Origin of the sequence: Pseudomonas sp. PB103, assembly GCF_009764635.1 — a bacterium.
Classification (GTDB): Bacteria; Pseudomonadota; Gammaproteobacteria; order Pseudomonadales; family Pseudomonadaceae; genus Aquipseudomonas.
Genome location: NZ_RWIL01000164.1, coordinates 26,747 through 41,329, shown reverse-complemented (window position 1 = coordinate 41,329; position 14,583 = coordinate 26,747). Strand labels below are relative to the sequence as shown.

Sequence of the window (14,583 nt, the reverse complement as noted above, 5' to 3'; positions counted from 1 at the left end):
GATTAATTATGCTCAACGCTTGAAATGGTAATAGCTGGAATACATTTGAAATCAACCGTTCCGGTCGCTGTGAGCGCGGTTTCCGGCAGAACCCGGAACAGGCATGCATCGATCAATCGGTGAAGGTACGTTTCACCTTCGCCCACGACGCCGACTGCCCCACAGTTGAGGAAATAGGTGCCTGGGTTCAAATTGCACTCGAATGCAAACTCGACCTGAACTTCACTCTCGGCAGCGACATACGTAATGGAGTCCTGGGCACCCGCCGCACTTGCGGAACCACCGATTTCGATGCCCGCCAATGTCTTGATCATCATGCCAAAACGGACCGCTACGGCACCTGTCGCGAATGTCGCCCGATAGGTGTATCGATAGGTGTCACCACGCTTGAGGCAATTGACCTGCTGCCCGGCAGTATTGAGGATGCGTGGGTCGCTGATCAGAACGCCGTGAGATTCATAGGACATCACGCTCTTGGAAACGATATGCGGGTCGTAGTACTCCTCCAACCCGTTGTCCGAGGCTTGTGATGCCTCGACGGCGATCGCAGAGCGCTTCGCCTCGGCTTCAAGTTCACGTCGTTCCAGGGCACCGGACTTGATCTCTTCACGTATGACACTGACCTTGTCGGCAGGCGCATACAGCAACTTCTGATACTGACCGACGATGACCTTGGGCACACCTTCAGCAAGCTTCTCGCCTTTATCCAGAAGAATGGCGCGGGTACACAGTTCAATGACCGCACTGCCGGAGTGCGATACGAACAGAATCGTTGCGCCACTGGCCTTGATCGCTTCGATGCGGGCAAAACACTTGCGCTGGAACAACTCGTCGCCGACAGACAATGCCTCATCGACAATCAGAATTTGTGGGTCAACGTTAATCGCTACCGCAAATGCCAGTCGAACCATCATGCCGCTGGAATAGGTCTTGACTGGCTGATCGATAAACTCGCCAATCTCGGCAAACGCTTCGATTTCGGAAAACCGCGCATCGGTTTCTTCACGCGTAAGACCGAGCACCGCAGCGTTCATGTAAACGTTTTCACGTCCGCTGAATTCCGGGTTGAAGCCAGAACCCAACTCTAGCAAGGCGGCCACACGGCCGTGCGTGAGGATGTCACCATGCGTCTGATTGAGCGTGCCGCAAATCATCTGCAGCAGCGTCGACTTACCACTGCCATTGCGCCCAAGAATACCGACCGTCTCACCCTTGTTGATGGTGAAGGAGACATCCTGCAACGCCCAGAACTCGCGAAAGTATTGTCGACGGCCGCGCGCGAACATTTGCAGCAGCCGATCTCTCGGTTTGTCGTAGATATGAAAACACTTGCTCAGACCGTTAACGGCAATCGCTGTATTAGAGGACATCGGCAAATCCTTTACGCGTTTTTTGGAACCACGCAAATCCTAGCCAGAAGACAAGAGCTGCAGCGATATAGTAGAAACCGAGGTGAATGAAGCTGGGCAGTTCACCGCGGAAAAGCAACGCTCGCGTATCTTCGATCGCGGGTGTCAGAGGATTCAGAAACAGCAAGTGCCGGTATTGTTCCGGCAGCGCGGTGATGGGGTAGAAAATCGGCGATAGGAACATCAGAACCGAGGTACATACCCCGATGATCTGACTGACATCTCGCAGATATACGCCCATCGAGGCGAGGAACCAGACGAGGCCTATGACAAAAATCAGCAGCGGCGCCAGAAACACCGGCAGCAGCAGAATTGTCAGGTGCAACTTGCCGAAAAAAATCAGGTAGGCAACCAACCAGACGCTCAGGCTGACAAGGAAGTGGAACATCGCAGCACCCAAGGTTACCCAAGGGAGAATTTCCAGCGGAAACACTACTTTCTTCACATAGTTGACGTTGCCGACGATCAGTCCTGGCGCTCTGTTGATGCACTCGGAAAACAGGTTGAACACAATCAACCCGGCAAACAGCATCAGGGCAAATTCGGTTTTGGAGCTACTGTCTACGCTCCACCTGGCTTTGAACACGACGCTGAAAACGAATGTATAGATCACCAGCATGACGATCGGATTGAACAGCGACCACAGCATGCCCATGATGGATCCGCGATAGCGCCCGACAATTTCCCGCTGCACCAGCGCCCGGATCAGGCCTCTGTTGCGCCAGATGCCGCCTACCATCTCCTTCGGCGATGTTGAAAAATTCAGCATTGTGCACAAACCTCAAAAAAACCGAGGGAGTCCAGCTTCCCCAGCAAACGCTCTTGTTTGATGACTACTTGAGTGACCACAGAATTATTCCTGAAAGGAGCCAAAGCAACGTGAGTGTCAAATTCCATTGAACAGCGTCGCCAGCATCAGCCCCAGATTGCCCCATAAGGATTGCCGGTAGACTCCGGATCGTCGTAACCAGATGATCCGGGACAAGCCACGTGAGCGACGCGCCCGCTGGAAACAATCCAGCCTCATCCTGCTTTCTTCATTGAGCTGCAGTCGATTCGACTCCAGCGCAGTAACATTCTTTTGATTCCAGCCGCGAAAACGACCACGAAACAACATGCGCAAACGACCGATCTGGGCGCGCAACCCCGAAGTCGCGCCAATCAGATTGGCGTCATGCTGGCGATAAAGAACGGTCGGTGAAAAATCGTAAAGAACCCGTCCACCGCTGCCGCTCACCAGCAGGTACGCCCACCAGTCGTGCGACACGATATCCACCCCGCTCCCCGCTCGCTGAAACAACTGACGAGCGACATCATTGAAGACCATCGTGTTGCCGCCCCCGACGCTCTCCACCAATGCATTGGAAAATCCCATGGGCCGGCTGAACAAGGGTGAAAGGCCAATGTGATTACCGCGCTCGTCGATCAGCTCGGTTCTGCCGCAGTAAAGCGCGGGCACATCGACCGGCGCTTGCGCCAATCGCTGCAAAGCCACTTCCAGCTTTGTTTGCTGCCAGATATCGTCCTGATCCGCCCACGCATAAAAGTCGGCATCAATTGACTCATCACAGGTAACAGTGAGGAAATTGGCTGCATAACCACGCCCCGGGCCGTGCTGAATCAATAGTTTGTCATGCCCCCAGCGCTCACCGAACTCGCGAAGCAATGCCAATGTCGAGTCAGATGAACCATCGTCCGAGACCACTACAAACCAGTGGGGGTAAGTTTGACGAGCGATGGATTCCAGTTGTTGAGCCAAAAAGCGCTCACCATTGAACGTACAGACAAGAATCGCAACACATCCCAAATGCGCCACCGAATCTTGCTGACTATCGTCTATACAGCGGCGATCCAAACTGTTGTTTTGGACAACCGGGGAAAGGGGGGCTACCACCGAGCACTCCGTTGCTGAAATGATAAAACTTTGCCTGCGCAAGTTCGTTCAATACATACGAAAACCTGGACAGTCGAACAAGCCTTATAAAACAGGCTCACACGCTGCTCCAAGCTGCGCAAAATTTGCAATTATAACGACGAAGCAGCGCCATTTGATAGCCCAGTGACATTACGCCTTCCCTATCTCCGACGCAGACCGGGAGATTTTAACATTGATAATAATGAGCTCATGGCTCCAATGTTTCTGATGCCCCCTTGCGTTGCGGGCATAGGGTAGCAAGCGGCCTTTGAGCAAAATAGGGTGGCAGTTTGCCAAGTTCTCGACGCAGCGAGAGCCATCATCAGCTTCACCATTGCTTCGCACGGTAGTGCCCTGCCGTATTGCGCAATGCTTGATCCACGCTAATAGCCGGCAACCACCCAAGGATGGCCTGGGTTTTGCCGATATCGACCTGCAGAGAACCACACAAACGCTGCGCCAGATCCTGTCGCCCGATCAGCGCTGCCCCCACCGTCATCAACGAAGACGGCAATGGCAGCAGGCGAGGCTTGACGTTCAGCGCGCCCGCCATTCGCCGAAGCAGTTGCGTTGTAGAAAGGTCTTGCGCGTCACTGACCAGAAACACGTGGCCGCCAGCGGCGGGATGCTTGATACACACAGTGATCAGATCGATGAGATTGCCGATAGCCACCAGACTGCGACGATTGTTGATCGCACCAAAAGGCAGCGGTATGCCGCGCTCAAGCCAACGCATCATATTGAGAAAGTTGGCTTTGACGCCCGGGCCATAGATCAGGGGCGGTCGGATAATCACGACTTCCATCCCTGTGTCCTGACTGATCTGCCTTAATGCGTCCTCCGCTTCACGCTTGGATATTCCGTAAGGATCGACCGGCGCCGGCGCATCATCAGCAGAAAACGGCGCACCCGGTAATGTTGCCTCGCCGTTGACCTTGATCGAGCTGATGAAAATGAAGCGTTTGACTCCGGATTTCGCCGCATGACGGGCAAGTCGCGCGGTACCCTCGACGTTGACCTGGCGAAACGCCGCGAGCGGATCTGCGGCCACTTCATTCATGACGTGCACGCGCGCCGCGCAATGGACGACTACATCAACATCTTCCAAAGGCGGTAGCGGGGAGTTTTCGTCCAACCCGAACGCCACTACCGGACAAAGACCGGCCAACCTGGTTTCGCCACGAACGGCGGCGACAGGCGTAAATACCTTATCGCGCAACAAACGAAATACGAGCGCTTCACCGACGAACCCGGTAGCACCTGTCACTAAAACACGAGGAGCGCTCATTTGGCTTTGTTTCCAATTACCGCTGTAGCCCAGCAAACACAGAAGAAAAATATCTTGTCGCGCACTCGACGACGACACTTCCAGGCACTCAGTGAAAGGGTCAGCATCTGCCACCGCCCCAATGGCAGCCAGCGTCGGACAAACCGATCATTTTCAAGTCCGACCAAGCGGACGATCCTTCTGACCTGGGAAAACCACCACCCGTCATGAATAGTCTTGTAGCGCGCAATCAGTGGATTAAGACCGGTATTGGCACCGACCTGATTTCGTTCATGCTGGCGATAACTCATGGACGGTCGATGGTCGATAAACCATTTGAAGCCCCGACTTCGGGCAAACGCATAGCAATACCAATCATGCAGACTGACGTGCTGTAATTCCTGCCAGTCAGCCAGCATCGCGGTGCGCAGGGCGCTGACGAATGGGCGACTCAGCACATACGTGCAGCCCGGGCCAGCAGCTTCAAACAGAAAATCCCAGGGTGTCTGGCGCTGCGCCTTATCAAGCAGATGGGTGCGGCCGTCCGGCCAGAATGCGACGACATTGCTCGAATAGGCATCCACCGCGCGTGACCGAATCTCGCGCACCGCCCGCTCAAGCTTGTCCGGGTACCAGATGTCATCCTGATCAGCAAATGCGACGAAATCGTAACTCTCGATAGCCACATCACGGATCAGCCTGAAAAAATTCCGCGAAGCGCCTCCGAAAGAGCCAGCGGGCGGCAACACGACAACACCGGGATGCCGAGACGCGTATGCCGCGCACCACGCCTCGGTTCCATCGGTAGAAGTATCAATACTGATATAAACGCTTACATCGACACCCGACTGGCCAAGAATCGAGGCGAGTTGCTCTTCAATCCACTGCATTCCATTGAAGGCCGCCAGCAAAACCGCAACCTTGGGATGTTTTACTGGCATAACTTTCCTGCTCGGACTGGATAAACTTTCTCACTCGAACAACTTCGTTTCTACGAATCAGTGAGAAGGCGAGTCCAGCAACTTCTGCAAGTATTGGCCGTAACCGGTCTTCTTCAAGGCTTCAGCTTGCACACCCAACTGTTCGGCAGTGATCCAGCCGTTGTGGTAGGCGATTTCTTCCAGGCACGCGACTTTCAGGCCCTGGCGCTGTTCGATGGTATGTACGAAATGGCTGGCCTCAAGCAGAGAGTCGTGAGTGCCGGTATCCAGCCAGGCGAAACCGCGTCCGAGCATTTCGACATTCAGTGTCTGCTGCTCGAGGTAAGCACGGTTGACGTCGGTGATTTCCAGCTCGCCACGCTCGGAAGGCTTGATCTTCTTGGCAATGTCGACGACCTGGTTGTCGTAGAAATAGAGACCGGTCACCGCATAGCTGGATTTTGGCTTCAGCGGCTTTTCTTCGATGCTCAGGGCACGTCCGGATGCATCGAACTCCACCACACCAAAGCGCTCTGGATCGGAAACATGGTAGCCAAACACGGTCGCACCCTGCTGCCGGGCACAGGCCGAGCGCAAGTTGTCGGAGAAGTGCTGACCGTAAAAGATGTTGTCACCCAGGATCAGACAGCAAGGGTCGTTACCGATGAACTCTTCGCCGATGATGAACGCCTGAGCCAGCCCGTCCGGGCTTGGCTGCTCGGCATAGGTCAACTTGACGCCGTACAGGCTGCCATCACCCAGTAGCTTGCGGAAACATGGCAGATCTTCCGGCGTGGAGATGATCAGAATTTCACGCATTCCTGCGAGCATCAGTACCGACAGCGGATAAAAGATCATCGGCTTGTCGTAGATTGGCAGCATCTGCTTGGAAACGCCGAGTGTCAGCGGGTGCAGGCGCGTGCCCGAACCACCGGCGAGAATGATGCCTTTACGATTTGTCGTGGTCATTTATTCAGAACTTCCCTAAGCATTCGAGTTACACCACTTTGCCAATCCGGCAAGTGTAGAGAAAAATTGTCGCGCAGTTTTTGAGTATCCAGTCGGGAATTCAAAGGACGGCGCGCAGGTGTCGGGTAAGCGGTGGTATCGATCGGATTGATCGCCGTGACGGCAAGCGCTTCACCATTAGCCTTGGCAAAGTCAATCACATGGCTGGCATAACCGTGCCAGGAGACTTCGCCGGCGGCGGCCAAATGATAGAGCCCAGCCAGCTCCGGACGCAGCAGGACCTGCCCAATAGCCTGCGCGGTGACGTCGGCGATCAGCTCAGCACCGGTCGGCGCGCCAATCTGATCGGCGATCACACCCAGTATTTCGCGATCCTTGGCCAGACGCAGCATGGTCTTGGCAAAATTGTTGCCACGCGCGGCATAGACCCAACTGGTACGGAAGATCAGGTGCTTGCAGCCCGAAGCGACGATCGCCTGCTCGCCCGCCAGCTTGCTGGCGCCGTAATGATTCACCGGCGATACCGCATCGGTCTCCCGCCACGGCGTCAAGCCTTCACCACTGAACACATAGTCGGTGGAATAGTGAATCAGCCACGCACCCAGTGTTGCGGCTTCCTGCGCCATCACCTGAGTAGCGAGACCGTTGACGCGATCAGCCAGTTCGATGTCGGATTCGGCCTTATCGACAGCGGTGTAAGCCGCTGCATTGACGATAACGTCGGGTTTGACCTGACGAATCGTCGCGCGAAGTGCATCGAGGTCGGATAAATCGCCGCTCAAGCTGCCCACTGGATGACGATCCAGGGCAATCAATTCGCCAACAGGTGCCAGGGAGCGTTGCAACTCCCAGCCTACCTGGCCATTTTTTCCCAGCAGTAGGATTTTCATGCTTTGTTCGAACGATCTGCGTAGTTCTGATCGATCCACTGCTGGTAGCTGCCGCTCTTCACGTGAGCAACCCACTCGGTGTTCTGCAGGTACCATTCAACCGTTTTGCGAATGCCGGTATCGAAGGTTTCTTCCGGCGTCCAGCCCAACTCCCGCTGAATCTTGCTGGCATCAATTGCGTAGCGCTGGTCATGACCAGGACGATCCTGCACGTAAGTGATCAAGCTTGCGTGCGGACGATGCGCGGAGTCTGGACGAAGCTCATCAAGCAGCGCACAAAGCGTATGAACAACTTCAATGTTCTGCTTCTCGTTGTGACCACCGATGTTGTAAGTCTCACCAATGACACCTTCGGTGACGACTTTATACAACGCACGTGCATGGTCTTCCACGTAGAGCCAGTCACGAACCTGGTTGCCTTTGCCATAAACAGGCAACGGCTTGCCTTCCAAAGCATTGAGGATGATCAGCGGGATCAACTTCTCGGGGAAGTGGCAAGGACCGTAGTTGTTCGAGCAGTTGGTGACCAGAGTCGGCAGGCCGTAGGTGCGAGCCCACGCTCGCACGAGATGATCGGAACTGGCTTTGCTGGCCGAGTATGGCGAGCTTGGCTGGTAGGGCGTGGTTTCAGTGAACAGGTCTTCCGGGCCTTCCAGGTCGCCATACACTTCGTCAGTGGAAATGTGATGGAAGCGAAAGTTGGCTTTACGTGCATCATCAAGCGCAGCCCAGTAATGACGAGCCGCCTCGAGCAACGTGTAAGTGCCGATGATGTTGGTTTGAATGAATTCGGAAGGCCCCGAAATCGAACGATCAACGTGCGACTCTGCAGCAAGATGCATGATCGCATCCGGCTGATGCTCTCGCAGGACGCGGTCGATTTGATCGCGATCACAGATATCAACGCGCTCGAATGCGTATCGCGAGTCCTGGCTGACTTCAGCCAAAGACTCCAGGTTACCGGCGTAAGTCAGCTTGTCGACATTGACGACAGAATCGGCGGTGTTGGAAATGATGTGGCGAATGACTGCCGAGCCGATGAACCCGGCGCCGCCGGTAACTAGAATTTTCACGCGAAAGCATACCCTTGAGCTGCGGACAGTGACACCAACGAGCACTGTCTAATCCATGAATGCAGAAGCCATCAAATTAGAGGCTTCCGTCAGAGTCAGTCTGAATCGACGTGGGAATAGGCCACTATCGAACAAGGGCTGCATTTTACAGCTTAATGAAGGTTTTACTAATGGATATAGACAGGCAGAGGCGCAATTTCGACAGATGCCCTGCACCTGTCGTTTTCAGACAAGGCGCTTGCGTGCAGCTCTGGACGAGCGTCCCAGGAACCAGCCGAGAATCGGGCCGATAAACATGCCGATCAGCAATGCCACGACAACAACCAACGACACCGGAAGTTGCGGTCCGGACCAACCTAGAAACAACAACGACACCGCCTGCTGGTTTTCAAGGACAAAGACCAGAACAACCAAGACAAGCAACAAAACGAAAACGCCAAGAAGTATGCGTTTGAGATTACGCATGAGCATCTCCCTGATATTCAGCAGCGAGGATCAAACGCCCTCCTCCTCTTCCTCGTTCACACGATCGCGCAGTTCTTTGCCCGGCTTGAAGTGTGGAACGAACTTACCGTCAAGGCTGACGGACTGACCGGTCTTTGGATTGCGCCCTACACGCGGCGCGCGATAATGCAGTGAGAAGCTGCCAAACCCACGGATCTCGATACGATCACCGGTGGCCAGACACTGGGACATTTGTTCAAGCATGGTCTTGATGGCCAGCTCCACATCCTTGGATGAGAGCAGCCCTTGATGGGTGACAATTCGTTCGATCAACTCCGACTTCGTCATATTTTTCCCTTCTTTTTCAAGCAGCTAGATCAGCGCTTGAAAGGTTTTAGCACGCCCGGAAGATTTTGAACAGCCCAGGGATTGACATATCTTCCTTAGCGTCAAAACGCCCATTTTCAGAGCATCAGATCACCAAACCGGTTCACCGCACTCAGCGACAGATCACCAGCATGGTACGCGTCACGTAGCCAGCTGGATTGAAGCCAAAGGGAAACTCATCTTCATCCTTGGCGTCATCAGATCGCGTCACCACCTTATAGCCAGCGCCCTTGCACTCCTTCGCTGCACGCTTCTGGCACTTTTCCCAGCCCGAGCCCAAACCGGAACAATCGACTTCAATACCACTGACCCCGCGCACCGCATGGGTCTTGGCACTTGTAGTACAGCCAGCGCTCAACAAGATCGCTATGAGGACAATAAACTTGTTCATCCACTTCCTTATGCCAGGCAACTGCCCGACTACTGCGCACCCAAGCCCAAGCTTAGTCGCGAATAGACGATTGATCCGAATAAAGAAACAGACAGCCCAAGCGTGAGATTGGTTTCACCGGAAACCTGACCTGCCGTCAAATTGCAGGCACAAAAAAGGGCGACCGAAGTCGCCCTTTTTCATGATCAAGCAGAACTTAGTTCTGTTTGGCCATTGCTTGCTTCAGCAGTGCAGCCATGGTGGTGTCAACTGCTTCGCCTTCCGGAGCTGCTTTCAGGCTCTGGATAGCTTCTTTCTCTTCAGCGTCGTCTTTCGACTTGATGGAGAGTTGGATCACGCGGCTCTTACGATCAACGCTGATGATCTTGGCTTCTACTTCTTCGCCTTCTTTCAGAACGTTGCGCGCGTCTTCAACGCGGTCACGGCTGATTTCGGAGGCTTTCAGAGTCGCTTCGATATCGTCGGCCAGAACGATGATGGCGCCTTTGGCGTCAACTTCTTTCACAGTGCCTTTAACGATGGCGCCTTTGTCGTTAACCGAGACGTACTCGGAGAACGGATCGCTTTCCAGCTGCTTGATACCCAGGGAGATACGCTCGCGCTCTGGGTCAACCGACAGGATAACGGTGTCCAGCTCGTCGCCCTTCTTGAAACGACGAACAGCTTCTTCGCCCACTTCGTTCCAGGAGATGTCGGACAGGTGAACCAGACCGTCGATGCCGCCGTCCAGACCAATGAAGATACCGAAATCGGTGATCGACTTGATGGTGCCGGAGATTTTATCGCCCTTGTTGAACTGGCCAGAGAAATCTTCCCATGGGTTAGATTTGCACTGCTTGATGCCCAGGGAGATACGACGACGCTCTTCGTCGATGTCCAGAACCATAACTTCCACTTCGTCGCCGACTTGTACGACTTTCGAAGGGTGGATGTTCTTGTTGGTCCAGTCCATTTCCGAAACGTGTACCAGACCTTCAACGCCTTCTTCCAGCTCAGCGAAGCAGCCGTAGTCGGTCAGGTTGGTTACACGAGCGGTAACGCGAGTGCTTTCTGGGTAACGGGCTTTGATAGCAACCCACGGATCTTCGCCCAGTTGCTTCAGGCCCAGGGAAACACGGTTGCGTTCGCGATCGTATTTCAGAACCTTGACGTCGATTTCGTCACCAACATTGACGATCTCGGAAGGATGCTTGATGCGCTTCCAGGCCATGTCGGTGATGTGCAGCAGGCCGTCCACGCCACCCAGATCGACGAATGCGCCGTAATCGGTGAGGTTTTTGACGATACCTTTGACTTGCTGGCCTTCCTGCAAGGATTCCAGCAGAGCTTCACGCTCGGCGGAGTTCTCGGCTTCCAGGACGCTGCGACGGGAAACGACAACGTTGTTGCGCTTCTGGTCCAGCTTGATGACCTTGAATTCCAGCTCTTTGCCTTCCAGGTGCGTGGTGTCGCGCACTGGACGGACGTCAACCAGGGAACCTGGCAGGAACGCACGGATGCCGTTAACGTCGACAGTGAAGCCGCCTTTAACCTTACCGTTGATAACGCCCTTGACCACTTCCTCAGCTGCGAAGGCTGCTTCCAGAACGATCCAGCACTCAGCGCGCTTGGCTTTTTCACGGGACAGCTTGGTTTCACCGAAACCGTCTTCAACCGAGTCCAGAGCAACGTGAACTTCGTCACCGACATTGATAGTCAGATCGCCAGCGTCGTTGTAGAACTGCTCAAGCGGGATGAGTGCTTCAGACTTCAGGCCAGCGTGAACGGTTACCCAGCGAGCTTGGTAATCGATATCAACGATAACACCGGTGATGATGGAGCCTGCCTGAAGGTTCAGGGTTTTTAGGCTTTCTTCAAAGAGTTCCGCAAAGCTTTCGCTCATTTTAATTCCTGTAAATGAGGGCGAAGGATACGCCCATCTCCACACCCCAGACGGTGTGGGTTAGTTTCAAATAAAAGAAGCGCCACAGGACTATGACTGGTCCCCTGCAACCTTCTTGGTCACCCGGCGATATCGCGAATGGCGATCTCGCTCATGATGCGTTCAAGCACCTGATCAATGGACAACTCCGTGGAATCCAGCTGTATGGCGTCAGCCGCCGGCTTAAGCGGGGCTACCGCTCGCTGGGTGTCACGCTCATCGCGTGCACGGATCTCATCTAGCAGACTCGACAGACTAACACCCTCGACTTTGCCCTTCAACTGCAAATATCGACGGCGCGCCCTCTCCTCGGCACTCGCGGTGAGGAAAATCTTCAGCGGCGCATTCGGAAAAACCACCGTACCCATGTCGCGACCGTCGGCCACCAGGCCCGGCGCCTCCTGGAAAGCGCGCTGACGCTGCAGCAGCGCCTCGCGCACAGCCGGCAATGCAGCCACTTGCGAAGCTCCGGAACCGATGCTCTCGGTGCGAATGACATCGCTGACTTCGTCACCTTCCAGGATGATCCGCTGCAACTGACCGTCGGTCGCCGCGATGAACTGCACATCCAGATGAGCGGCCAGTTTCTTCAGCAGCTCTTCATTGGTCAGGTCAACGCCATGGTTGTGCGCAGCAAATGCCAGCAGGCGGTACAGCGCACCGGAATCCAGCAGGTTCCAGCCCAGACGCTTGGCCAGAATCCCGGCGACCGTGCCTTTGCCCGAGCCGCTTGGCCCATCGATGGTGATGACCGGTGCAATGTTTTTCACGACTGAGCCTCTTGTGCCACACGAATACCGACCTGCGCGCACAACGCGAGGAAGTTCGGGAACGACGTCGCGACGTTGGCGCAATCATGGATGCGGATCGGTGCAGTGGCGCGCAGCGATGCAACGCTGAAAGCCATCGCAATGCGGTGATCGCCGTGACCATGCACTTCGCCGCCGCCAATCTGGCCGCCGTCGATGATGATGCCGTCCGGCGTCGGTTCACACTTGACGCCCAGCGCCAGCAAACCGTCCGCCATGACCTGGATACGATCCGATTCCTTGACGCGCAGTTCTTCAGCGCCGGTCAACACCGTGCGCCCTTCGGCACAGGCAGCGGCGACGAACAGTACCGGGAACTCGTCGATGGCCAGCGGAACCAGCTCCTCGGGAATCTCGATACCCTTGAGTTTAGCTGCTCGCACGCGCAGGTCAGCCACAGGCTCGCCGCCGACTTCGCGCTGGTTTTCCAGGGTGATGTCCGCGCCCATCAGGCGCAGGATGTCGATGACGCCGGTACGGGTCGGGTTGATGCCGACGTGCTCAAGCACCAGCTCCGAACCTTCGGCGATCGAGGCTGCGACCAGGAAGAACGCCGACGACGAGATGTCACCCGGTACTTCAATATGGGTCGCCGTCAACTTGCCGCCGGATTCAACCGAAGCCGTCGCGCCTTCAACGCTGACCGGGTAACCGAAGCCGCGCAGCATGCGCTCGGTATGATCACGAGTCGGGGCCGGCTCGGTCACGGTGGTCTTGCCTTCGGCGTACAGGCCGGCGAGCAGCAGGCAGGATTTCACCTGGGCACTGGCCATCGGCATGGTGTAAGTCAGGCCTTTAAGCTTGTGCCCGCCACGAATGGTCATCGGTGGACGACCTTCAGCGGCGGTTTCGATCACGGCGCCCATTTCACGCAGTGGATTGGCCACGCGATTCATTGGACGCTTGGACAGCGACGCATCGCCAGTCAAAGTGCTGTCGAAGTTTTGCGCGGCCAGCAGGCCGGAGAGCAGACGCATCGAAGTACCGGAGTTGCCCAGGTAGATCGGGCCCGGCGCCGGTTTCAGGCCGTGCAAGCCGACACCGTGAATGGTCACGCGGCCGTGGTGCGGGCCTTCGATGACCACGCCCATGTCGCGGAACGCCTGCAAAGTCGCCAGGGCGTCTTCGCCCTCGAGGAAGCCTTCGACTTCGGTGACGCCTTCGGCCAGCGAACCGAGCATGATCGAGCGGTGGGAAATGGATTTGTCACCCGGTACGCGAATCCGACCGGACAGGCGGCCACCAGGTTGAGCCAGGAAGATCAGATCGTTGGAATTCATAGCGTCCACATAGGCCCTGCGGGCCAGGATTTTACTGAAATGCTCGCGGGCAACCCGGGCGCGAGTGAAAACGCCCAACAATTGGTGCCCATCCCCTGCATCGACCGCGTCGCGCAAGGCGTCGAGGTCGCTGCGAAATGTATCGAGTGTGCGCAGAACAGCCTCGCGGTTGGCGAGGAAGATGTCGTGCCACATCACCGGGTCGCTTCCGGCGATTCTTGTGAAATCGCGGAAACCACCGGCAGCGTAACGGAAGATCTCAAGGTTTTCATTGCGCTTGGCCAACGAATCGACCAGACCGAAGGCCAGCAAGTGCGGCAGATGGCTGGTCGCGGCCAACACTTCATCGTGACGCTCGACTTGCATGTGCTCGACGTCGGCGCCCAATTCGCGCCACAGACGATCAACCACAGCCAACGCGGCCGGATCGGTTTGCTCGAGCGGCGTGAGAATCACTTTGTGACGACGGAACAGCTCAGCATTGGAGGCTTCCACCCCGCTCTGCTCGGAACCGGCAATCGGATGGCCCGGCACGAAACGCGGCGGCATCGCGCCAAACGCCTCGGTTGCCGCGCGCACCACATTGCCTTTGGCGCTGCCGACGTCGGTCAGAATCGCCGAGCCCAGATCCATGCTCGCCAGACGCGCGAGCACTTTTTCCATGGCCAGAATCGGCACCGCCAGCTGAATTACGTCAGCACCCTGGCAAGCCGCTGCCAAGTCATCTTCACAACGATCGACCACACCCAACTCGACCGCGAGCTTGCGCGATTGCGGATCGAGATCGACCCCGACCACTTCACGGCACACACCGCTTTCACGCAAGCCTTTGGCAAACGAACCACCGATCAACCCCAGACCGACCACCACAAGGCGACCGATCATAGGTGCAGCAGATTGCATTGCAG

14 protein-coding genes are annotated in these 14,583 nt (G+C 55.9%); all 14 read right to left on the bottom strand.

Features of this window, described 5'->3' with window-relative positions; genetic code table 11:
• Nucleotides 1-2: 2 nt before the first annotated feature.
• Nucleotides 3-1,370, bottom strand: a complete 1,368-nt coding sequence (locus EJA70_RS28740; RefSeq protein WP_008079796.1) for an ABC transporter ATP-binding protein — start codon at nucleotides 1,368-1,370, stop codon at nucleotides 3-5.
• Entirely contained in the window at nucleotides 1,360-2,178 is an 819-nt protein-coding gene (locus EJA70_RS28735) for an ABC transporter permease (RefSeq protein ID WP_008079795.1), read from the bottom strand. The genes EJA70_RS28740 and EJA70_RS28735 overlap by 11 nt, the downstream gene beginning before the upstream one ends.
• A gap of 117 nt (nucleotides 2,179-2,295) precedes the next feature.
• Nucleotides 2,296-3,303 carry a glycosyltransferase family 2 protein gene (locus EJA70_RS28730; protein ID WP_158835762.1) on the bottom strand — a complete coding sequence of 336 codons (1,008 nt, stop codon included), beginning with the start codon at nucleotides 3,301-3,303 and terminating at the stop codon, nucleotides 2,296-2,298.
• Nucleotides 3,304-3,652: 349 nt separating this feature from the next.
• Nucleotides 3,653-4,612 (bottom strand): SDR family oxidoreductase, encoded by a 960-nt coding sequence (locus EJA70_RS28725; protein ID WP_158835759.1) that lies wholly within the window; start codon nucleotides 4,610-4,612, stop codon nucleotides 3,653-3,655.
• On the bottom strand, nucleotides 4,609-5,532 hold the full coding sequence (locus EJA70_RS28720) for a glycosyltransferase (protein WP_008079792.1): 924 nt from the start codon (nucleotides 5,530-5,532) through the stop codon (nucleotides 4,609-4,611). The genes EJA70_RS28725 and EJA70_RS28720 overlap by 4 nt, the downstream gene beginning before the upstream one ends.
• Before the next feature lie 57 nt (nucleotides 5,533-5,589).
• Nucleotides 5,590-6,480 (bottom strand): glucose-1-phosphate thymidylyltransferase RfbA, encoded by an 891-nt coding sequence (gene rfbA / locus EJA70_RS28715; protein WP_008079791.1) that lies wholly within the window; start codon nucleotides 6,478-6,480, stop codon nucleotides 5,590-5,592.
• Nucleotides 6,477-7,370, bottom strand: coding sequence for a dTDP-4-dehydrorhamnose reductase (gene rfbD / locus EJA70_RS28710; RefSeq protein WP_158835862.1), 894 nt, complete (start codon nucleotides 7,368-7,370; stop codon nucleotides 6,477-6,479). Before rfbD ends, rfbA begins: the two co-directional genes overlap by 4 nt.
• Nucleotides 7,367-8,443 (bottom strand): dTDP-glucose 4,6-dehydratase, encoded by a 1,077-nt coding sequence (rfbB, locus tag EJA70_RS28705; protein WP_178117028.1) that lies wholly within the window; start codon nucleotides 8,441-8,443, stop codon nucleotides 7,367-7,369. The genes rfbD and rfbB overlap by 4 nt, the downstream gene beginning before the upstream one ends.
• Before the next feature lie 225 nt (nucleotides 8,444-8,668).
• Nucleotides 8,669-8,908, bottom strand: coding sequence for a lipopolysaccharide assembly protein LapA domain-containing protein (locus EJA70_RS28700; RefSeq protein ID WP_158835753.1), 240 nt, complete (start codon nucleotides 8,906-8,908; stop codon nucleotides 8,669-8,671).
• Nucleotides 8,909-8,938: 30 nt separating this feature from the next.
• On the bottom strand, nucleotides 8,939-9,235 hold the full coding sequence (ihfB, locus tag EJA70_RS28695; RefSeq protein WP_003189779.1) for an integration host factor subunit beta: 297 nt from the start codon (nucleotides 9,233-9,235) through the stop codon (nucleotides 8,939-8,941).
• A gap of 151 nt (nucleotides 9,236-9,386) precedes the next feature.
• Nucleotides 9,387-9,665, bottom strand: a complete 279-nt coding sequence (locus EJA70_RS28690; protein ID WP_158835750.1) for a hypothetical protein — start codon at nucleotides 9,663-9,665, stop codon at nucleotides 9,387-9,389.
• Nucleotides 9,666-9,861: 196 nt separating this feature from the next.
• A complete protein-coding gene (gene rpsA, locus EJA70_RS28685) occupies nucleotides 9,862-11,547 on the bottom strand; it encodes a 30S ribosomal protein S1 (protein WP_008079785.1) in 1,686 nt (561 codons plus the stop codon).
• A gap of 119 nt (nucleotides 11,548-11,666) precedes the next feature.
• Nucleotides 11,667-12,356: a (d)CMP kinase gene (cmk, locus tag EJA70_RS28680; RefSeq protein WP_158835747.1), complete on the bottom strand. Its 690-nt coding sequence runs from the start codon at nucleotides 12,354-12,356 to the stop codon at nucleotides 11,667-11,669.
• A complete protein-coding gene (locus EJA70_RS28675) occupies nucleotides 12,353-14,560 on the bottom strand; it encodes a bifunctional prephenate dehydrogenase/3-phosphoshikimate 1-carboxyvinyltransferase (protein ID WP_256677760.1) in 2,208 nt (735 codons plus the stop codon). Before EJA70_RS28675 ends, cmk begins: the two co-directional genes overlap by 4 nt.
• Nucleotides 14,561-14,583 lie beyond the last annotated feature (23 nt).

Bases quoted from the DNA above. Each gene is read 5' to 3' on its own strand.
- EJA70_RS28740 (WP_008079796.1), bottom strand. From the start codon at position 1,370: ATGTCCTCTAATACAGCGATTGCCGTTAACGGTCTGAGCAAGTGTTTT.
- EJA70_RS28675 (WP_256677760.1), bottom strand. From the start codon at position 14,560: ATGATCGGTCGCCTTGTGGTGGTCGGTCTGGGGTTGATCGGTGGTTCG.
- rfbA (WP_008079791.1), bottom strand. From the start codon at position 6,480: ATGACCACGACAAATCGTAAAGGCATCATTCTCGCCGGTGGTTCGGGC.
- EJA70_RS28720 (WP_008079792.1), bottom strand. From the start codon at position 5,532: ATGCCAGTAAAACATCCCAAGGTTGCGGTTTTGCTGGCGGCCTTCAAT.
- EJA70_RS28725 (WP_158835759.1), bottom strand. From the start codon at position 4,612: ATGAGCGCTCCTCGTGTTTTAGTGACAGGTGCTACCGGGTTCGTCGGT.
- ihfB (WP_003189779.1), bottom strand. From the start codon at position 9,235: ATGACGAAGTCGGAGTTGATCGAACGAATTGTCACCCATCAAGGGCTG.
- rfbD (WP_158835862.1), bottom strand. From the start codon at position 7,370: ATGAAAATCCTACTGCTGGGAAAAAATGGCCAGGTAGGCTGGGAGTTG.
- EJA70_RS28690 (WP_158835750.1), bottom strand. From the start codon at position 9,665: ATGAACAAGTTTATTGTCCTCATAGCGATCTTGTTGAGCGCTGGCTGT.
- EJA70_RS28735 (WP_008079795.1), bottom strand. From the start codon at position 2,178: ATGCTGAATTTTTCAACATCGCCGAAGGAGATGGTAGGCGGCATCTGG.
- EJA70_RS28700 (WP_158835753.1), bottom strand. From the start codon at position 8,908: ATGCGTAATCTCAAACGCATACTTCTTGGCGTTTTCGTTTTGTTGCTT.
- rpsA (WP_008079785.1), bottom strand. From the start codon at position 11,547: ATGAGCGAAAGCTTTGCGGAACTCTTTGAAGAAAGCCTAAAAACCCTG.